The sequence below is a fragment of the Providencia sp. 2.29 genome (genome assembly GCF_015832305.1).
Classification (GTDB): Bacteria; Pseudomonadota; Gammaproteobacteria; order Enterobacterales; family Enterobacteriaceae; genus Providencia; species Providencia stuartii.
This window is the reverse complement of the sequence record NZ_CP065420.1, coordinates 1,388,217-1,409,102: the sequence shown is the minus strand read 5'-3', so window position 1 is coordinate 1,409,102 and position 20,886 is coordinate 1,388,217. Positions and strand designations below refer to the sequence as shown.

The window sequence follows — 20,886 nt, the reverse complement described above, 5'->3', positions numbered from 1 at the left end:
ACACCCGATATTACCTCGGGTGTTCTGTTTTGATAAAACCGCTTCTCGTTAGAAAGTTAAGTTCAATTTCGCCCAAAACGTTCTGCCCGGCTCATTCACGGGTTGATTAGAGGAATAACCAAACCCACTATTACCCGCTAAGTTTAGGTGTTCGCTATAATTTCTATCAAATAGGTTATCAACACCAGCACTTAACTTAACATGATCATTCACCCGATAAGCGGTATTAACGGAGAAAATCGTGAAACCAGCACTGCTACCGAAGTCTTTCCCGACTACGTTACCATCATTAATCGCCACACGATGTTGGCTACTGACAATACGCATTAGCCCTGTTGCCGTCCAATCATTCTTTTCCCAAGATAAACCAAAACGGGTTTCTAATGGCGGCATCTGCGGTAATGGTTGCCTATCACTGCGGTTTTCCCCCCAAGAATAAGCGAGACTTGCATCCGCTTTCCACGCATCACTGAGCTTATAGGCGACGCCCATTTCTCCCCCCATGATCATCGCATTCACGTTTTCAACTTGACTTTGTCGCGAATTATGTGGGTTATAACGGAATAGGATAAAATCATCGACTCGCCCAATATAAGCGGAAACCCATGCGTTAGTTTTATCATTGCTATATTTTGCACCGATATCTAACTGGGTCGTTTTTTCCGTTTTTAAATGATCGAACACATTGCTTGTTCCATCAGGGCCGTAGGTTGGTGAAAATAACTCCCAATAATCAGGGAAACGCTCAGTGTAACCGACACCGGCATACAGCATGACAGGCATATCAGAAAGCGAATGCTCATAACGCACAAACCCTGCTGGCATCACAGTATTGCGCCCCGATGACCCTACCGCGGTCTCATTATCCACTAATACCCTATCGGCACGCGCACCTGTAACGACTTTCCCATGCGCATTTGCATTCCACGTTAACTCACCAAACAGCCCATAATCTTGGAATGTTGCATCCTTATTCCAGTGGTTATTGCTCTCCTTACGGTGAGTATTAGTTTGCATATCGGCCCCTGCACGTAATTCGTAATCGTTCCATAACCAAGTTCCCATAACTCGGCCACCCACCGTTTTACGATCAACACGCATTTTCATTGGCATATTCATCATGCCATGACCACCGCCCATCATATGCCCCATATGACCAGAGCCGCCCCCCATTGAGCCACTTGTGTCACGTAATGAATAGTTATCCATAATATGGTCGGCATAGTTGTAGTACATATTCGCTTCTAGCTTATCAAGCACTGTGCCAATATTTGTCTTTTCAAAACGCACACCTAGACTTTCGCGTTTGAATTGCGAGCCATCCATTCCACGACCTGCATAGCGAGCTTCACCATCCCCTTTCCCCGCGGTAAGCTCAAGTAACGTGTATTCATCTGGCGTCCAGCCTACAGCAACATCCGCATTCCATTTATCCCACTTTGATGGCACTTTCTTACCATCTCCATCTTTATAATCATTAGAGCGAGATTTATTACCTATTAAGCGTAAATAACCTTTTTCATTCCCCATACTGACATCTGCATTCGCATCCCAACGCTGATTAGAGGCCGTTAACGCACTTGCATTCCCATGAACACCCGCTTTATCAAAAATGGGTTTTTCACGCTCAAAACGGATTGTACCTGCCGAGTTACCTGGTCCCCAAAGAACTGACTGAGGCCCTTTGATCATCGTTAATAGGTCGAAGTTTTCTGGCGAAATATAAGAGGTTGGGGCATCCATGCGAGATGGGCAAGCGCCTAACATCTCACTATCATTAGTTAAAATCCGTAAGCGAGAGCCAAACATGCCACGAAAAACGGGGTCACCGTTCGTGCCGCCATTACGAATTTGCGAGAAGCCGGGGATCGTTTTCAAATAATCAGAACCATCACTCGCCGGCACTGGCTGTCTAGGTGTTTTTGGTGAGGTGCTGATAGTTAATGGTGAATCAACGGGGGCAGTGACTATCATCACTGAGTGTTCTGAAAATTGACTTTGATTCTCTTCCTCAGCGACTGCGCTATTCGACAACAGCGCGGTCGTTACTAAAAGTGTCAGTGGTGCGATTACACATTTTTCTTTGTTCATTATTTTGCCTAATTCTTTTCTTTATGACGTAGCCATGCCGCCTGAATTCGATAATCAAATTCAAGATAGAGAGCAGGCGAAGCCCTTTGCACTCAATACGGCAAATGCAACATTGTGAATTTAAAATGATCAATAATTAATAAGAAAAGAGAGACGGAGGAGCGCGCGCAAAACGCAGAGACCAAGGCCGAAACAAATATGGATGAATGCAAGGCTCAAGGGAGATCCGCGTCGTCAGCGTTGCCAATTGGCGAATTGCAATGGCAATAAATAGAATGATAAATGGAAAATGGATCAACAACTGGCAATAGCCACAGGCAATGTCTTCCATCGGCGATAGTCCGACTCCCGACATTAACAGATGATTCATCATGCCGTTAGAATGGCATTCTTCAGGCAATAGAGCACCTTGATGCGAATGGTGCATCACGTGTGGTGCCATATTTTCCATTGAAGAACAATCAGCCATTTGCATCATTGACTTTGAGACCAATGGTGCAATAAACAGCATTGCTACTGCAAGTAGCGCAAGATAGGCTGCAAATTGTCTTAATCTATCATGCAGGTGCAACGTTTTTCCGTAATATCTATTGTTATTTTAATGCGCGAAAGTGTATCTCATTTACATCATCGTTGTTATCGTTTTTTGTCAATAATGTTACTTGGCCTACATTCCCTCTATATTCAAATAGAACAATTTGGCACCATTATATTGGCGTAATTTCCATTACATTCACCTGAAATAAAAACCATTCGAAATATTATTTTTACAAGTCATATCCACCAATAGCATTCTCAATAATAAAAAATAGTAAAACGGGAATTATCGACAAAAAGCCCTTTTGCTTTCACGCCCCATAAAAAACAAAAAGCGGCAATAGCTTAGCTATCACCGCAAAATCGAACAGAAAAAAACAAGGGAGATTATTTATTAAGCTAATAAGTTAGCTGGGTTATCGATACATAAGCGGTCAAGGGTAGCTTGATCGACGCCTTTCTTCGCCAGAAGCGATAGAAAAACATTCGGTACAAAGCCCCATCCATTTCCGCCATTTTTTGCCCACATCTGTTTTAAGAACACATCGTGACTCAAAACGATCTGATTGCTATATCCCAGCTCTATCAACTTATAAACCGCATCAACAGTTTCTGTAACAGTTGGTGCGACCCCTTCTTTAGGGAATGAAATATCAAGCCCTATCATATCGAACTCAAGCCATACGCCTCTGTCTAACATACGACGCTGATAATCGATATCCTTTCCTGATGGGTCTGAATGCGCTAATGAGATCTTAGCGGGATTAACGCCCATCTCTTTGATTAAAATATCCAATACTTCATCACCACGACGTTGCCAACCTGGCATATGGATATTCATCGAGACATGATCATTGGCAAGCTGAGCGACGGATGCGGCTCTAAGGCTATTTTTTTCCCCTTCAGTAAAAAATGGAGAAACCCCAATTTCGCCAATCATCCCCGCTCGAATATCAGTGCCATCAATACCAATATTCAATTCGTCATCAATCATTTTCGCCATTTCATCGATACTTTTTACTAGGCGCTCGCCTTCAAATTTTTCGATGTATAAGCCTGATGAGGCAACGACATTAATACCTGTTTTAATGGACACTTCTCGCAATTGACGAACATCTCGACCAATTGCTTCGGAGCCTGTCGCATCAACAAGCGTTTTACCGCCAAGCTCCTTAAAGTTATTCACTTCATAAATCACATCGTCGATAGGTTTTTTATCCATATTGTCACAGCAGCAATAAGGATCGTGTTTTAGCCCCCATTGAATATCTGCACTGACTTTTTTATCGACCAACACATGCGAGAAATCGTAAAAAGGTTCATCGACAACGGTAGAGAGATCGTTAAACAAATGCTCATGTGGTAGGGTTAAACCCATATCTTCTTTTTTAACTGGCCCAGTGACAGTCTGAATATAACCTTTCATTTTACACTCCCGCCGTTTTCACAGCTTTTGCTTCTCTAAACTCAGGAATTGTTGTGATAATTGCACCAACCAGCGCAAACAGTGTGCCAATAATCGTGACCAGATAGACAGTGTTACCCAATGATGGCAAGAGTAAATCAATCAGAACTGAACCCAGCAATTGCCCTGCTGTTGATGCAACTCCGAGCATTAACAGCCCTAATCCACGAACTAAGATTGCCATTAACGCAATAGACATTAGCCCTAATGGACCACCGAGATACATCCACCACACCCCCGGTAATTCAAGAGTAATGTGACCAAGAGCCATACGGATCACCAAAGCGACAGTCAAAACCGTGAAGCCGACAATAAAGTTCCATGTGATAGATACCATCATTGAACCTGTCGCTTCTGCCACTTTAGAGTTACCCGCTGGTTGCCAACCCGCTAATAGACCCGCTAAGAAAGGAAGAATGGCTAAATAGATAGCAGAGGTAGAGTGCCATTGTGGAGACACCACAAATAAGGTGGCTACCACGGCAAAAACAGCGCCTAATACGCGAAAAAGGGTGAACGGTTTTTTCTCATCGATACCAATACCGAAACGGTCACACAATAGGCCTGATAATAATAGCGCCGATATCAATGCGGTTTGGAAAGTAGCAATCCCTAGTGCACTGGCAGAAGCCCCTTCAGAGAAAACCACCATTGCGCCACAAAGGCCTGCAAACCAGTTCCACAATGGAATTTTACGTTGTTTAATTAAACTTGGAATAGAGGCAAATTGCTGACGAGTCTGTTTTTTCGCTATGATAATAAAAAACATGACGACAAGACCGCTAGCAAACGAAATTACCGCACTTGCGTTGCCATCTTTTAATACATCCCCGAGCTGCCCATTAACGGCAGATTGCATTGGCGATAACATCCCGGCTAAAACCGTCGCTATCATCAGTAATGGTGTAGAATAACTTTTTGCACTCATAAAATATTCCTTTTGGATTTTTTGACTATGAGTCATTATTTTTGTAATCGGAGTACAAAGTGCGGGGGAAATTCCCCACACTTAATTTCTTATTTTTGATATTTTACTTTTGACAATAACTGAATTAACGAGCGATCTGTTTTAGGATATTTACCCACATGTCAGAGTAATGTTCCCAAGCCATAAATTCTTTACTTCCCCAGTGTGGCGAGCAATCACTCATAAAGCAGGCTGTTTTACCCTTTTCATATTGACCAAAGACTAATAAAGGATCTTCGCCAATATTTAAAACGGTTTCTGTATTTTCTTTAGCTTTAACTTTGTTATAGCCTAAAAACATTGGCCATTGTCCAAATCCTTTAACGGATTCATGTTCTGCATTGACTGGTACTGCAAAAATACCTTCAGGTGTTTCAACACGATCATCACCATCAAGCATTTCTACCGGTAATACATCTGCTAATAATGTATTTTTATAATTCGCTTTAGCCTCAATTCCCATAAAGGATAGATAGCCACCAATCATTAATAATCCACCGCCATTAATGACATACTGCTTAATTAATTGCAGTGCATTTGGTAATACTTTCATATTATAAAAAGTATCGTTTTGCAGTAAGAAAGTATTTGCACCAATATCGCTAATGACAACGACATCATATTTCTCTAACTCTTCTACCGTTTTAGGAAATGCCATTTGAACGGTATGTGCAGGCATATAATCAATTTCAACATTTTTATTTCTTAAGCAATCTAATAAAAATGTTGCACCCTCTTCATATTTACTCGAAGTAAAACTGTCGTAGCCTTTAGTATGAATCATATGAATGTGCCATGACTCACCAATAAATAAAATTTTCATTTTTATTCCTCTTTCAGAATATGAATTATTCAGGGGATTGAGTGACAACCTGAGAGTAGGTTGTTTGGTTAATACGATATATCACGTTAATATCTTCAGGCATTTCTGAAGCTTTGCTCGTTTCTACCGCAAGCGATGAAAATGCCGAAGCATAACGCAACGCATACGAAAATTGCTTACCTTTTGCTAGTGAGGCCGCCAATGCGCCATTGAAAGCATCCCCAGCGCCAGCCGTATTTTTGACCACCGCTGTGTAGGCCGGTGAGTAAATAAATTTATTGCCATCGTAAGCAATAGAGCCTTTACTTCCTAATGTGATCACAACCTTTTTAACACCTTTATGATAGATGACGTCGGCTGCTTTTTTAGCCGACTCCATATCCACAACATTCACTCCGGATAGCAAACTGGCTTCCGTTTCATTCGGCGTTAAAATATCGACTTTTTCAAGTAGTTCGATAGCAATATCACTATAAGGTGCAGGGTTTAAAATAATCGGTATATTATACTCATTACCTATCGATATAATTTCCCTTAAGGCTTCAATATTTGTCTCAAGTTGTAGCAAGATAATATTCGAATTAATAATTTTATCTTTTTGAATTTTTACCTCATCAGCACTGATATCCATATTTGAGCCAGGATATATGGAAATAATGTTTTCGCCACTATTTTCTGACACGAAAATTGATGCTGTACCCGTTTGGAACTTTTCAGTTTGGTAAATTGTTGATGTCTTAATTTTTGATGATGAAATAAAATTCACCGCATAATCACTAAATTGGTCAGTGCCAATTTTAGTAATAAAATGGACTTGCGAGTCTGAATAACTTGCAGCTAAAGCCTGATTGCAACCTTTGCCACCTGGTGAAAAAATAAATTTGTTTGATAATAATGATTCACCTGCCTCTGGTAATCGAGGCAAATAACTAATCATATCAACATTAAATGAACCTAATACACAAACTTTGCCGTTCACTGAATCATCCTTATTGGTTATTTCATTAAGGCTATCGTTACATTCCAGAAACTGTATAATTTCTTTTTTAGCAACCTTATCTAGGGATTCAAATTCAATGAACGCGCCACCATGGCAACAGTTAATAATTCCTTTTTTTGCCAAAGAATTTAAATCTGCTCTAATGGTTTCTTTTGTGACATTCAGTTCTTTCGATAAAACAGAAACTTTTGCTGAGCCTGCATTTTTTAAAAAATTAATTATTTTTTTATGTCGTTCTGCTTTCATGCCATTTTACCTCATGGCATTTACTCTAAATTAGATAATGTTATTTTAATGTGATAATAATCATATGTTCCCAATGCAAAGCAAAAAAAAGCAAAAAACACAAAAGCTAAAACAAAAAAAAGCAAAAGCATATTACGTTAAGGTAAATTTAGTTTTTAATGCAAAACAAAATAGGAAAGCATTAAGTAATCTAATCATCATTTAATTTAATCATAAAATAATAATTATATTACTTATAAAACAATCATAAGATTAAATAAAATTAAATATTAACTTCAATAGCTTACAAGGAACCAAGTTAATTTATCATTAATAATTAACTATAAAGGATTTCAAATAAATAAATTACTTATTTTTCAATTTTAATCGCCTAATTTCAATATTGAATCGATTCAAACTAAAAATGACCACCATTTAAATAAAACGTATCGAGAAAAATAAAATCAAAAAATGGTACGCAGAATATAAAAACGGGAGCGATTGCTCCCGTTTTAGTGCTTTGAATCAGTTAACAACCCACTATTGAACTGTTTTTTTCTCATGCACCATCATCAATGCTTGTTCAATACTGCGCTCAATGACTGTTCGTCGCTGATCATTTTCAGGTAATAATTGCAGCATCATCTGCCAAGCTGAGATAGCTTCTGCATAACGAGCCTGCTCAAATGCATTAAAAGCAAACATGCTTAATGCCTTAACATTGGTCCTATTTTCAGCAATCAGCTTACGCAATAACTCACCTCCAATGCGATTATCTTCTGGATCAGACGAACGCGTTAACACTTCGGCATACCCTAGCGCCACGTTATCATCATTCGGCTTGAGTCGATAAGCCCGCTCATAAGCATCTGTCGCCATCGTGGCATTATTTAATACCATGCCAATCCGACCTAGCATCACCCATGCATCGGCATTTTGAGGCTCATCCTGCAAACGAGTACGTAAACCTAACGCAAGGCGCTCCATTTCTTCAAGATTAAGTGGTGGCTCTGAGGGATCTAACGCTCTGTCAAGCAACGCTGGCGCCTGTTGGTAAGCTAAATGCCAATCTGCAACTTTACCATAACTGCCTACCTGATAATAAGCCGCGGCCCCAATTCCGAAAGCCATGATCACCCCCGGGACATACACCCACCCAGTTGAGCGCGTTGGCTTTATTGAAGCGGTATGTTGCTGATCATTTGGAACATCTTGTTTTATGCGAACACGTTTTTTAGTACGTGCGTAAATGATCCACCCACCGACAATCATGGCTGCAAAAGGTAATCCCCATAAGATGGCCGTTAATGGCGTCAATGGAGGATTGTACGTCACAAAATAGCCGTAACGTGCCACCATATAGTCAACGATTTCATCGCGGCTCTTGCCTTCTTTCATCAACTCATACACTTTTTGCCGTAAATCTAAAGCAATCATTGAGTTTGAATCTGCAATGCTATTGTTTTGGCACTTCGGGCAACGTAACTCTTCTGTTAACTTACGAAATTGCTGCTCTTGCTGCTCATTATCAAAGGTAAAAACTTCAGTCGCCGCAAAAGCACTACTTGCACTAACCGCTAGCATCAGCAAACCAATAACATATTTCATTGGCTGGCCTCCTTGCTATAGCGTTCCCATAATGGTTTCACTTCCTTATTCCAGACACGCTCATCCATTGCGCCTGCATGGCGATAACGAATAATCCCATTGCCATCGATTAAGAAGGTTTCAGGAGCCCCATAAACGCCCAGATCAAGGCCTAACATGCCCTCACCATCAAAAAGACTTAAAGCATAAGGGTTACCAAGTTCGCGCAACCAAACAATCGCCTTATTGCGATCATCCTTATAGTTTAACCCCACCACGCGTACACCTTCAGCAGCAAGCTGATTGAGGTATTTATGTTCAGCGCGACAAGTAGGGCACCATGTCGCCCAAACATTTAAGAGGATAGGTTTCCCTTGAATCAACACATTTGACTCATAATGTTGACCGGGGTTTTCAAGTGACTCTAAACGGAACACAGGCACCGGTTTACCCACTAATGCAGATTCAAGTAAACGAGGGTCATCCCCTTCGGCATTACGCATCAATTGCCATAACAAAACGGCGGCAATAGCAGCGAAAATAATAAAAGGGATCAAGAAAACTTTGCGTTTCATGCAGCCTCCTGCATGGGTTTACGGCGACGATAGCGCGGATCAAATAGGCAGCATAGCGCTCCAGCAGCCATTAAAATGCCTCCCGACCAAATCCAGCGCACAAAAGGTTTGTAGTAAAGGCGCATAGTCCATACCTCTTTGCCGACCTCTTCTCCTAATGCAGCATACAAATCTCGGGTTATTCCCCCATCGATAGCCGCTTCGGTCATCACGGCACGGCTGGTGCTATAAAAACGTTTTTCAGGCTGTAATTTAGTGAGTAATTCACCATTTTTCTTAACGTCAATATTCCCTATCACCCCCTGATAATTCGGGCCATTCGCTTCATGTACCCCATTAAAGACAAAGGTATAATCACGAATAACCACACTTTCACCGGGCTTCATTTTGGCATCACGTTCAATGCTGTAATTTTGACTAAAAGCAATCCCCACAATAGTTACTGCTAAACCTAAATGTGCAAGTACCATTCCCCAATAACTTGGTGTGAGCTTGATTTTTTTACTAATACGTACACGCATTTCGGCGAACGCCAGTAATGCTATCCAGCAAGCCATCATTAAACCAAGCACGGTCAACGCTTCTAATCTATCTTGCATTAGCCATGGCAGTAGGCATGACAATATCAAGGTCACGAGCAAGGCCATTAAGAGTAATTTTCTAATCGCTGCGGGGCGGTCTCTCCCCCAACGCACTAGAGGCCCAATCCCCAGTAAGAGTGCGAATGGCACCATTAGCGCGATAAACATGGTATTAAAGAAGGGCTCACCAATCGAAATACTGCCTAAACCAATTTGTTTGTGAACTAAAGGCAGTAAGGTGCCTAATAACACGACCAGCATTGCAGCGGTTAGGATGACGTTATTCGCCAGTAGCATTGATTCCCGAGACCAAAGCGCATTATTAACACGAGAACGAACCTTGTGACCTCTTATGGCAAACAGCAGCAATGAGCCACCGATAACTAAGACCATAAAGGCGAGAATGAAGAGTCCTCTCGAGGGGTCAGATGCAAAGGCATGCACAGAAACCAGCACCCCTGAACGTACGAGGAAAGTACCGAGTAAACAAAGTGAAAACGCAAATATCGATAGCAATAAAGACCATGCCTTAAATGTTGCTCGTTGCTCTGTCACCGCCAGCGAGTGGATTAACGCGGTTCCTACTAGCCAAGGCATAAACGACGCATTTTCAACAGGATCCCAGAACCACCAGCCGCCCCAACCTAGCTCATAATAGGCCCAAGCCGAACCTAACATGATGCCGAGCGTTAAAAAAAACCACGCAGCCATCGTCCAAGGGCGAGCGAAACGGGTAAATGAACTATCCAGCCGGCCACTAAGCAACGCCGCGATAGCAAATGCGAAGGCGACTGAAAAGCCAACATACCCCATATACAGCAATGGTGGATGAAAAATCAGGCCGGGATCTTGCAAGAGCGGATTTAAGTCACGTCCTTCAATTGGGAAGGAGGGCAAGGTGCGCGAAAAGGGGTTAGAGGTGAAAATGATGAACAACAGAAACCCGACGCTCACCATCCCCATTACTGCTAAAACACGAGCAACAATATCCAGCGGCATGCGGTAGCTACATAATGCAACCGCAAACGTCCAGCCGCTCATCAATAGCACCCACAACAGCAGTGAACCTTCATGCGCACCCCATGTTGCCGCAACCCGATACCAAACAGGTAATTGCGTGTTGGAGTTATTTGCAACATAAGTAATTGAAAAATCATTTATGACAAAGGCGTTGACTAGCACTAAAAATGCGCCAGCCACACACAAAAACAGTAGCCAAGCAAGAGGCCTTGAAGCCCGCATTAAGCGCTCATCGTGACGAGATACGCCCCATAATGGATAGATAGAGAGTAATACTGCAATACCTAACGCTAGGCATAGCAGTATATTGCCAACCTCAGGGATCATAGTGCGTTATCCTTATAAGCCGCGGCAGGTCGACGGTGATTTTCCTGCATCGCTTGCTCAACTTCGGGTGGCGTATAATTTTCATCGTGTTTAGCGAGCACTTCTTTGGCAATGATATGATGGTTTTCAGCCAGCTCCCCTTGGACAACTACCCCTTGCCCTTCTCGAAACAGATCAGGCAAAATTCCCTCATAGCTCACATCAACTTCCGCTTCCGCGTCATACACCGTAAAGGTGACTTTCAGGGAGTCCGGATCACGCTGAACAGTACCTGGCATCACCATTCCCCCGACACGTAAGCGTTGGCCAACTTCAGGTATCTGCTGGGTTTCTCGCTTCCCATAAATGATCTCACCGGGGGTATAAAATAGGTCGATACTGGAACGAAGTGCATATAAAAGCAGCGCGACCATTAACCCCACACCAATTAGAATGGAACAAACTAGCCATAATCTATTTTTACGACGAATATTCACTCAGCCTCCCGACGCGCTCGTGCTGCTTTCTGTCTTGCTTCTCTTGCTTGCTGTGCAGTGATGGAATTTATGATCATTTTGCGTTGTAAAACGGTGTGAATACACAACAGCAATAGCGGTGTTACCGTCAATAGAACTGCCAGCCAGACATAAAAGGCATAACCGCCCATTGCAAAAAAATCCGCCCAAGATGCAAATGCACGACTCATTATTTACGCCCCTTCTTATTCACGATATCCATAACCCATGGGCGGTTACGCTCCAGTAGTAATAATTGGTTGCGCAAACGCACCAGCGTCAGAGAAATAAATAAAAATAGATAGCCTAAGATAGCCAAACGCAAAGGTGTGCGCATTGCAGGGTTAATACTTTGCTGCATTCGCGTTGATGGCTGATGTAATGTGTTCCACCATTCAACGGAATAATGGATGATAGGTAAATTAATCACACCAATTAAGACTAAGATCGCCGCAGCTTTTCCTGCTGTCCGGCGGTCATCAAATGCATGCCAAAGCGCGATAATGCCAACATACAGAAAAAAGAGAATAAGTTCTGAGGTTAAACGTGCATCCCATACCCACCATGCGCCCCACATGGGTTTGCCCCACGTTGCCCCCGTGACTAAGGCAATAAAGGTAAATACCGCACCAATAGGTGCCATAGCGGCAATCGTTAATTCAGCCACTTTCATTTGCCAAACAAGACCAACAAAAGCGACGAACGCCATAATGGCATAGATCCCCATTGACCACATTGCTGCTGGAACATGGAGGTACATAATGCGATAGCTATCACTTTGCTGATAATCGGCGGGCGCAAATCCGAATCCCCATCCCCAACCTAGTGCTAAAAAAATCACGCTCAGGGTAATAAACCAAGGGGTCAACCGCCCACATAGTTGGTAGAGATTGGCAGGAATAGCAAGTTGGTGAAGCTTTTTCCACATATTTAAAGGCTCCAGATCATATCTCAGGCAAACTTTGCGCTGCTGCAATATACAATACACGTAATAACAATGGGTTTATTGATATAGCACAAATATAAACTGAGGCTAGTCAAACCATTAACTGTTGACTAGCCTCTATGCTTCTCAGGCGTGATCCCATTTAATCAACCTTCCTGAGTGACGCTTTTCCATTTAAAAACCCGGCTCAACTTCGCGCATATCAGGTAGCTTATGAGCTATCCCTTTATGGCAATCAATACAGGTTTTTCCATCAACAATGGCCTGATCATGCATTTTGGCTGCCACGCTTTTTTGTGCCGTAAAATCCATGTATTCAAAATTGTGGCAATTACGGCACTCCTGAGAGTTATTATCTTTCATCCGTCGCCACTCATTTTGCGCCATGGCTAAACGGTGCTCTTCAAATTTTTGTGGTGTATCAATGATGCCGAATACTTTGCCATAAAGCTCTTTGCTGGCTTTAATCTTTCTGACCATTTTAGGTCCGAACTCATGAGGTACATGGCAATCAGGACAGGTTGCTCGAACACCACTACGGTTGGTGTAGTGGATCGTTTCCATATACTCTTCATACACGTTTTCACGCATCTCATGGCAGCTAATACAAAATTCTTCAGTATTAGCCATTTCCATTCCCGTATTAAAGCCGCCCCAAAAAATGACGCCACTAACAAAACCAATCAATAGTAAGGTTCCCAAAGCCAAACGGCTCGGGCGTCGCCACCATTGCCACACTCTACGGATCACACCAGGCTTAGCGTTATTGTTTCCCATGTCGGCCTCTTATTTCCCAAAACCTTTGGATGGGGTAAATGTGTTCTCCACAATCGGTGAAGTATCGGACTGCGGCACATGGCACTGTAGGCAGAAGTAGCGGTTTGGTGCTACACCACCTAATACTTTCCCCGTAGCATCCACGAAGTGTGTCGGGCTAACGCGAGGCGCCCCTGTTGTTCGATAACTTTCAACACCATGGCATTGTAAGCAGCGATTTGTATTGGTGGTAATTTGATAACCATCAACGCTATGTGGGATCATTGGAGGTTGATTCACATAGTTTAAAGCCATTCTTTCCTGCTCTTTAGGAATATGAATGCCACCTTCTTGAGTACCAGAAACTTCTGGTGACTTAGACAGATCAACGCCATTTGTCGCCCAAGCAAGGCTCGAGGCAACGAGTCCTATTACCGCCATCCAACGGCTCATTGTCTTAATCAGGGCATGGGTTTTCATGATTTCGCTCCCGAACTCCATCGTAGTGTTATTTTAAAAACATCCTCAGAACACACATCGATACAACGACCGCATGTTATGCAGTCCTTATCCGAAATGAATGCTGGGGCCTGTTTATCTAAAACCGGGGTACGCAAAACTTGCGGCTCCGGACAAATGTGAAAGCAATCCATACAGCGAGTACAATTTTGCTTGTTTATCGCTGTGACCATCAGTACCCCTTTACAACCGGCGATCCCATATAAGGCACCGAGAGGACAAAGGTGACCACACCAGCCATGCTCCACAACGAGTAAATCGAATAAAAATAAGGCGAGCAGCAATAAAGCACCGCTACCAAAACCGAAGATGAGGCTTCGGCCCATTAATGAAACGGGGTTGATCCATTCCCACAATAAAGTCCCTGTTACCGCAGAGCCGATTAAAATCACCACAAGCAACACATAACGGATATAACGAGGGATCGTTGCGGATTGATTAAAATCGAGCTTACGGCGTAACCATGCTGCCGCATCCGTAACAGGGTTTACAGGGCAAACCCAACTGCAAAAAATACGTTTTCCAAGTAATGCATAAACTAGCAATACTATTGCTGCACCAATTAATGTCGAAATAGCAGGTAAATAGCCACTAGCAAGACTTTCTAACGTGATCAAAGGGTCAGTGAGCGGGATTGAATCTAACAATAAACTGCTACTGTAATTACCATGTAAGATCCAGACCCCAAACCAAGGTCCACTCAAAAACATCGCGATTACCAATAGTTGACTGATACGACGCATCCATAACCATTTATGGCTCTGCCACCAGCCCTTTTTCGCCAGCGCTTCGCGTCCGGCATCACGTTTACGATTTGCCATTATTTCCCTCCAGCCAACCAAAACGGTAGTGATGCCCCAATTCACCTTTCGCAAGCGTTAACGGCAGGACTTTAATGGCCGCTTCTTCGAGGACACAAGCCTGCTCGCACTTACCACATCCCGTACAAGCTTGACTATGCACTGTTGGTAAAAAACGTGCATGCTTACCCGTACGGTGGTTTTGCTCAAGCTCCAGCGTGATAGCCTCATCAATTAGCGGGCAAACGCGATAACACACATCACAGCGCAACCCTTGAAAATTGAGACAGTTTTCCTGATCAAGTAACACTGCCAACCCCATTCGTGCGTCATTGATAGACTCAATCTCTTTATCCAGTGCACCACTCGGGCACACTTTGGCGCACGGGATCTCTTCACACATTTCACAAGGGTTTTCTCGCGCAATAAAATAAGGCGTTCCCGCTGCCAGTCCTGATGCTAATGTTGCTAATTTCAACATGTCATAAGGGCAAGCTTGTACGCACTGCCCACAACGAACACACGCACTCGCAAATGCATTTTCATTAATGGCTCCCGGCGGGCGGAGACGAATTCCACTCGCGCGGGAAGTTTGTTGCTGTAAGCCCAGTACCACACCAACCGCCGCCAATCCGCCTGCCGCACGAACGGCATCGCGTAAGAAACGGCGACGACTATTTTGAGGTTTAGGTTTCTGGGACATATGCAATTACACCTTTTCCAATTTAACGGCACATTTTTTGTAATCCGTCTCTTTAGAGAGTGGGTCTGTTGCATCCAGCGTTAAGTTATTAACTAACTGAGATGCGTCAAAGAAAGCCATATACACCAATCCTTTTGGTGGTCGGTTACGCCCTCGTGTTTCCACAATAGTGGTCACTTCACCACGGCGTGAAATCACTTTTACCTTATCACCACGACGTAACCCTCTCTCTTTCGCATCTAGAGGATGGATAAAGACCTGTGATTCAGGAAAAGCTCGGTGCAGTTCTGGTACACGACGAGTCATACTGCCGGTATGCCAATGCTCCAACACACGCCCCGTTGATAGCCATAAGTCATATTCTTTATCAGGTACTTCCGCCGCGGGTTCGAACGGCAATGCAAAAATGACTGCTTTACCATCTGGCTTACCGTAGAATTGATAACCCGCACCGGCTTTGACATAGGGGTCATGGCCTTCGCTGTAACGCCATTGCGTCTCTTTGCCATCGACCACAGGCCAACGGATACCGCGTGCTTTGTGATAATCATCGAAAGGCGCAAGGTCATGACCATGACCGCGACCAAAACTGGCGTACTCTTCAAATAACCCTTTTTGTAGATAGAAGCCCAATTCGCGTGACTCATCATTGAGCTGATCTTCAGCTAACTCAGTGATCGGGAACTTGGTAACCGCTTGGTTAGCAAACAGCACGTCATACAGGGTTTTACCGCGATACTCCGGTTTTTGAGCCAGTAACTCTTCAGGCCAAACCTCTTCCGTTTTAAAGCGACGGGCAAATTGCACCATTTGCCATAAGTCAGATTTTGCTTCTCCCGGCGCTTTCACTTGCTGACGCCAAAATTGTGTCCGGCGCTCCGCATTCCCGTAAGCCCCCTCTTTTTCTACCCACATGGCGGTTGGCAAAATCAAATCTGCGGCGATAGCACTCACGGTTGGATAAGGATCAGAAACAACAATAAAATTGCGTGGGTCACGCCAGCCCGGCATCCGCTCTTGATTAATATTGGGGCCTGCCTGCATGTTGTTGTTACACATGACCCAATAAAAGTTAAGCGTGCCGTCTTTTAAGGCACGGTCTTGCGCCACGGCATGTAAGCCAACTTTTTCTGGGATCGTGCCGGCGGGGAGTTGCCAAACTTGCTCCACTTTTTCGCGGTGTTTTTCATTCGTTACCACCATATCGGCGGGTAAGCGATGGGCAAACGTACCGACTTCACGAGCAGTACCACACGCAGACGGCTGCCCCGTCAATGAGAACGGACCACAACCCGGCTGAGAAATTTTACCTGTCAGTAAGTGCAAGTTATAACAGAGGTTATTCGCCCAAACACCACGAGTATGCTGATTGAAGCCCATTGTCCAATAAGAGACGACTTTTGTGTTTGGGTCCGCATACAATTTTGCTAGTTCTTCTAGCTGATCTTTCGGCACCCCTGTCATTTCAGCGGTTTTATCTAATGTGTATTCAGCCACAAAGGCCTTATATTCTTCCCAAGTCATCGGCACAGAGGCATCTGAACCTGGGTTTTTAGCACTTTGTTCTAATGGATGAGTAGGACGCAATCCATAACCGATGTCCGTTGTTCCTCGACGTAAGTTAACGTGTTTATCGAAGAATTCCTGATTCACCGCATCATTTTGAATAATATAGTTAGCAATATAATTGAGGATCACTAAGTCAGACTGTGGGGTAAAGACAATACCGTTATCAGCTAACTCAAAGCTACGATGCTTAAATGTGGAGAGTACAGCAACACGCACATTAGGGTCAGATAAACGCCGGTTGGTAATACGTGACCATAGGATAGGATGCATTTCTGCCATGTTCGAACCCCAAAGCACAAATGCATCGGCTTGCTCGATGTCATCATAACAGCCCATAGGTTCATCCATACCAAAAGTACGCATGAAACCAACAACCGCTGAGGCCATACAATGGCGTGCGTTAGGGTCTAAGTTGTTAGAGCGGAAGCCACCTTTAAACAATTTTGATGCAGCATAACCTTCCCACACAGTCCATTGGCCTGAACCGAACATGCCAATCCCTTCAGGGCCGCGCTCTTTTAATGTGGTTTTTACTTTTTCTTCCATGACATCAAAGGCTTTTTCCCAAGTCACCGGGGTAAATTCACCATTTTTGTCATATTCACCGTCTTTCATTCGCAGCAATGGCTGAGTCAAGCGATCTTTACCGTACATGATTTTCGGTAAAAAATAGCCTTTAATACAGTTTAAGCCACGGTTAACTGGCGCTTCTGGGTCACCTTGGCTCGCCACAATGCGACCATTTTGCGTTCCCACAAGTACACCACAACCTGTACCACAGAAGCGGCAAGGTGCTTTATCCCATTTGATGGCCTCTTGTTGCCCGACGACCGCTTTAGCGATACTCGGAACGCCAATACCTGCCGCCGCAGCAGCGGCCGCAACAGCATTGGCTTTCATGAAGCTACGACGACTGAGTTTCATCATTTTCCTCACATTGCTCATCCTGCTGGTGGTAAACCAGCGAAACAGCCAGCACACCATTAACATTGCGTACTGAATCAATAGTCTCAATCAGGGTGCGACTGTGTTCTGACTCGACAACAACAATCAATTTGCCTGTTTCCGGTGAACTGATAGCCACCTCACAACCGGGTAATTGATTTAAAGCTGCCGTCACAGCGCAAGCCTGTTCACTTTTTACTTGTACAATCAAACTACATACTTGCCAGCTATTGCGCATTTTCATGCTCCAAAGTAATGGCTGATACGGGGCAACCGGCAACACAGGCACCACAACCTGTACAACCTTGCTTATCAATATTGGGCTGATAAATTCCACTCAGTGATGGGCGAAACGCGATCACTTGTGGCTCACAATTGTCTTCGCATCGCCGACATTCAATAGAGCGATATGCCAGACAGGTTTGAGCAATTGAGATGGAAATATCCCAAGGTTGGGAGAGTTGTGGAAGAAATATTGGCTCAGGGCAAGCGGCAGCACAGGCATAACAAAACGTGCACTCCCCTTGCAAAAAATCAACAGCGGGATAGCCACCGGGGCCAGATATTAAAATTGAGGTTTCACAATGCGTCAGGCAATGGTTGCAACGAGTACAACTTTCAATGAAATGATCTTCACTACGACTCCATGGCGGTCGAATAACGGGTGCGGCGCGACGCCATGCACCAGTCAACACTCCCCGACGGGTGATATCAGCCATGTTGATTTCCTTAACATTGCCCAAACAAAATTAATGCAAAAAGTAAAAATTAACCGCAATTATTATATGTGTATTCACGCAGAATCTTATCGATAGAGAGTAAAAAAATACATACCACCTAATAGGTAACATTAATGAATGTGCTATTTAGAATGAAATAATTTATACAGAAAGTATTATTTGAAATAACGATGTAACTTATTGACTAGAACTTAAATAAATTATCTTCAAACAAAAAATATTAACATTTTTTAAATATGAGAAACCAAATTAATCCTAATGTTTCATGAAACCCTCATATATATAACATTATAAACTACCACTAAAGTAGTAGTTATAGTCATCAACGATGAATATCCACATTGAAAATATTAGAGGTACTGCACACTTTGGTTATTAGTTAAATAATAGATAAGCAGATTACTTAGTCATATCCTACTGATAATAAAGCCTTTCAATATGAATTCAATAAATAAAAACCCTCACTCACATGAAAGTGACGCTTAAATGCTTTGCTCTCATTTATTTTAACTGACTCAATGTTTTCTTTCCTAATTTACATTCACGATTCGATATTAATCACATTATTTTAATGACATTTCTTTTAGTAAATTTAGCTTTGATCAAAAACAATATTTTAAGTGTGGTTATTTGTTAGAGCTATTCCTTGAGCATGTCATGATGGCATCAAAACCTATGCCATCACCTATAAATAATAATATCACAGCCAATGGGATGGCTGGCTTATATCACTCGAGGCCCTTATGGCAAAGATAATCAACAGGACTTTGTACTTACTCAGTTTGGTGGCTGGGATATGGTTGTTAACCCCTGCTGTTCATGCACAAATTGCATCAAAGGAAGCATCATCAACAATAAATACTAAAAATGAATCCTTTGCTCAGGCTCACCCTGATCAATATCACTCGTGGCGTGCAACATCCGAACAATCACAACGTGAAGATGCGCTGGCAGAAGACCCCCGGTTGGTGATCCTCTGGGCTGGCTACCCTTTTTCACGTGATTACAACAAGCCTCGAGGCCATGCTTATGCTTTAATTGACGTACGAGAAACACTACGTACTGGTGCACCGAAAGATGCACAAGATGGCCCTCTCCCTATGGCTTGTTGGAGCTGTAAAAGCCCAGATGTCGCCAGACTTATCCAAGAGCAAGGGGAAGATGAATATTTCCACGGTAAATGGGCTAAAGGTGGGCCTGAAATTGTTAACGTACTAGGGTGTGCTGACTGCCACAAAACCGACTCTCCAGAATTCGCGCAAGGCCAGCCCGCTTTAACACTCACCCGTCCTTATGCCGCTCGAGCCATGGAAGCGATTAGTAAACCCTTCGATAAAGCCAGTCGTTTTGATCAGCAATCTATGGTGTGTGGGCAATGCCACGTTGAGTACTACTTTGCAGGGGAAAATAAATCCGTCAAATTCCCTTGGGATAGCGGTACGAAAGTGGAGGATATGGAAGTCTATTATGACAATATCGCCTTCTCTGACTGGACAAACTCACTGTCGAAAGCCCCTATGTTAAAAGCACAGCACCCAGAGTATGAAACATGGAGTGCGGGGATCCACGGTAAAAACAACGTGACCTGTATCGACTGCCACATGCCTAAATTACAAAATGAAAAAGGCGAGCTCTACACCAGCCATAAGATAGGTAATCCATTCGATAATTTCGAACAAACCTGTCGTAACTGCCATACCCAAAGCAAGCAAGAGCTACAAGCTGTCGTTGCCGAGCGCAAACAAGCTATCCAAGAGATGAAAATCAAAGTGGAAGATCAACTTGTTCATGCCCATTTTGAAGCTAAAGCAGCTTGGGATGCAGGGGCAACCGAAAAAGAGATGGCGCCCATTTTAGCTGATATTCGCCATGCACAATGGCGCTGGGATTTAGCTATTGCATCTCATGGTATTCATATGCACGCACCAGAGGAAGGCTTGCGCATGCTCGGTGGCGCAATGAACAAAGCTGCTGATGCTCGCACCAAACTCGTTCGTCTATTAGGTGCTAAAGGCATTACACATGAAATTGCTATTCCAGACATTTCAACCAAAGAAAAAGCGCAACAAGCAATTGGTCTGGATATGCAAAAAATCAACGCTGAAAAACAAGAGTTTTTGAAAACTGTCGTGCCCGAATGGGATGCGCAAGCTCGTAAAAACAACCTGTTAAGCCAATAACCGTGATCCGCCTCATACAGAGGCGGTATAACCAAT

20 protein-coding genes are annotated in these 20,886 nt (G+C 43.4%); 1 reads left to right on the top strand and 19 read right to left on the bottom strand.

The annotated features are described in order from the left end of the window. Window positions 1-48: 48 nt before the first annotated feature. The 19 genes from I3B46_RS06280 to napF form a co-directional block, all read right to left on the bottom strand. Complete coding sequence (locus I3B46_RS06280; RefSeq protein ID WP_104872877.1) at window positions 49-2,091, bottom strand: TonB-dependent copper receptor; 2,043 nt, start codon at window positions 2,089-2,091, stop codon at window positions 49-51. Window positions 2,092-2,227: 136 nt separating this feature from the next. Then, entirely contained in the window at window positions 2,228-2,662 is a 435-nt protein-coding gene (locus tag I3B46_RS06275; RefSeq protein ID WP_004922152.1) for a DUF2946 family protein, read from the bottom strand. A gap of 360 nt (window positions 2,663-3,022) precedes the next feature. Then, window positions 3,023-4,054 (bottom strand): phosphotriesterase family protein, encoded by a 1,032-nt coding sequence (locus I3B46_RS06270; RefSeq protein ID WP_004922160.1) that lies wholly within the window; start codon window positions 4,052-4,054, stop codon window positions 3,023-3,025. A 1-nt stretch (window position 4,055) separates the two neighbouring features. Then, complete coding sequence (locus I3B46_RS06265) at window positions 4,056-5,021, bottom strand: DMT family transporter (protein WP_036941236.1); 966 nt, start codon at window positions 5,019-5,021, stop codon at window positions 4,056-4,058. Between the two features lie 124 nt (window positions 5,022-5,145). After that, entirely contained in the window at window positions 5,146-5,916 is a 771-nt protein-coding gene (locus tag I3B46_RS06260) for a glutamine amidotransferase (RefSeq protein WP_376738360.1), read from the bottom strand. Beyond that, window positions 5,909-7,129 (bottom strand): PfkB family carbohydrate kinase, encoded by a 1,221-nt coding sequence (locus tag I3B46_RS06255; protein ID WP_163761959.1) that lies wholly within the window; start codon window positions 7,127-7,129, stop codon window positions 5,909-5,911. The genes I3B46_RS06260 and I3B46_RS06255 overlap by 8 nt, the downstream gene beginning before the upstream one ends. Before the next feature lie 519 nt (window positions 7,130-7,648). After that, the gene (locus I3B46_RS06250) at window positions 7,649-8,716 is read right to left on the bottom strand and encodes a cytochrome c-type biogenesis protein CcmH (protein WP_040132251.1); all 1,068 of its coding nucleotides are present in this window, start codon (window positions 8,714-8,716) and stop codon (window positions 7,649-7,651) included. Continuing rightward, window positions 8,713-9,270, bottom strand: a complete 558-nt coding sequence (gene dsbE / locus I3B46_RS06245; protein ID WP_060560852.1) for a thiol:disulfide interchange protein DsbE — start codon at window positions 9,268-9,270, stop codon at window positions 8,713-8,715. Before dsbE ends, I3B46_RS06250 begins: the two co-directional genes overlap by 4 nt. Further along, a complete protein-coding gene (locus tag I3B46_RS06240) occupies window positions 9,267-11,198 on the bottom strand; it encodes a heme lyase CcmF/NrfE family subunit (protein ID WP_104872878.1) in 1,932 nt (643 codons plus the stop codon). The genes dsbE and I3B46_RS06240 overlap by 4 nt, the downstream gene beginning before the upstream one ends. Further along, a complete protein-coding gene (gene ccmE / locus I3B46_RS06235) occupies window positions 11,195-11,674 on the bottom strand; it encodes a cytochrome c maturation protein CcmE (RefSeq protein ID WP_014656454.1) in 480 nt (159 codons plus the stop codon). Before ccmE ends, I3B46_RS06240 begins: the two co-directional genes overlap by 4 nt. Continuing rightward, entirely contained in the window at window positions 11,671-11,883 is a 213-nt protein-coding gene (gene ccmD, locus I3B46_RS06230; RefSeq protein WP_004922193.1) for a heme exporter protein CcmD, read from the bottom strand. The genes ccmE and ccmD overlap by 4 nt, the downstream gene beginning before the upstream one ends. Continuing rightward, a complete protein-coding gene (locus I3B46_RS06225; RefSeq protein ID WP_004922196.1) occupies window positions 11,883-12,620 on the bottom strand; it encodes a heme ABC transporter permease in 738 nt (245 codons plus the stop codon). The genes ccmD and I3B46_RS06225 overlap by 1 nt, the downstream gene beginning before the upstream one ends. Window positions 12,621-12,812: 192 nt before the next feature. Beyond that, window positions 12,813-13,415, bottom strand: a complete 603-nt coding sequence (gene napC / locus I3B46_RS06220; RefSeq protein WP_004922200.1) for a cytochrome c-type protein NapC — start codon at window positions 13,413-13,415, stop codon at window positions 12,813-12,815. 9 nt (window positions 13,416-13,424) lie between these two features. Next, window positions 13,425-13,874, bottom strand: coding sequence for a nitrate reductase cytochrome c-type subunit (napB, locus tag I3B46_RS06215; protein WP_004922202.1), 450 nt, complete (start codon window positions 13,872-13,874; stop codon window positions 13,425-13,427). Continuing rightward, on the bottom strand, window positions 13,871-14,734 hold the full coding sequence (gene napH, locus I3B46_RS06210) for a quinol dehydrogenase ferredoxin subunit NapH (protein ID WP_104872879.1): 864 nt from the start codon (window positions 14,732-14,734) through the stop codon (window positions 13,871-13,873). Before napH ends, napB begins: the two co-directional genes overlap by 4 nt. Beyond that, complete coding sequence (napG, locus tag I3B46_RS06205) at window positions 14,721-15,416, bottom strand: ferredoxin-type protein NapG (RefSeq protein WP_004922210.1); 696 nt, start codon at window positions 15,414-15,416, stop codon at window positions 14,721-14,723. The genes napH and napG overlap by 14 nt, the downstream gene beginning before the upstream one ends. 6 nt (window positions 15,417-15,422) lie before the next feature. Beyond that, window positions 15,423-17,909 (bottom strand): nitrate reductase catalytic subunit NapA, encoded by a 2,487-nt coding sequence (gene napA / locus I3B46_RS06200; RefSeq protein ID WP_061063793.1) that lies wholly within the window; start codon window positions 17,907-17,909, stop codon window positions 15,423-15,425. Continuing rightward, a complete protein-coding gene (gene napD, locus I3B46_RS06195; protein ID WP_014656456.1) occupies window positions 17,890-18,168 on the bottom strand; it encodes a chaperone NapD in 279 nt (92 codons plus the stop codon). Before napD ends, napA begins: the two co-directional genes overlap by 20 nt. After that, the gene (gene napF, locus I3B46_RS06190; RefSeq protein WP_076914254.1) at window positions 18,158-18,649 is read right to left on the bottom strand and encodes a ferredoxin-type protein NapF; all 492 of its coding nucleotides are present in this window, start codon (window positions 18,647-18,649) and stop codon (window positions 18,158-18,160) included. Before napF ends, napD begins: the two co-directional genes overlap by 11 nt. 764 nt (window positions 18,650-19,413) lie before the next feature. Here napF and nrfA point away from each other — a divergent pair. Next, a complete protein-coding gene (nrfA, locus tag I3B46_RS06185) occupies window positions 19,414-20,850 on the top strand; it encodes an ammonia-forming nitrite reductase cytochrome c552 subunit (RefSeq protein ID WP_196993151.1) in 1,437 nt (478 codons plus the stop codon). Window positions 20,851-20,886 lie beyond the last annotated feature (36 nt).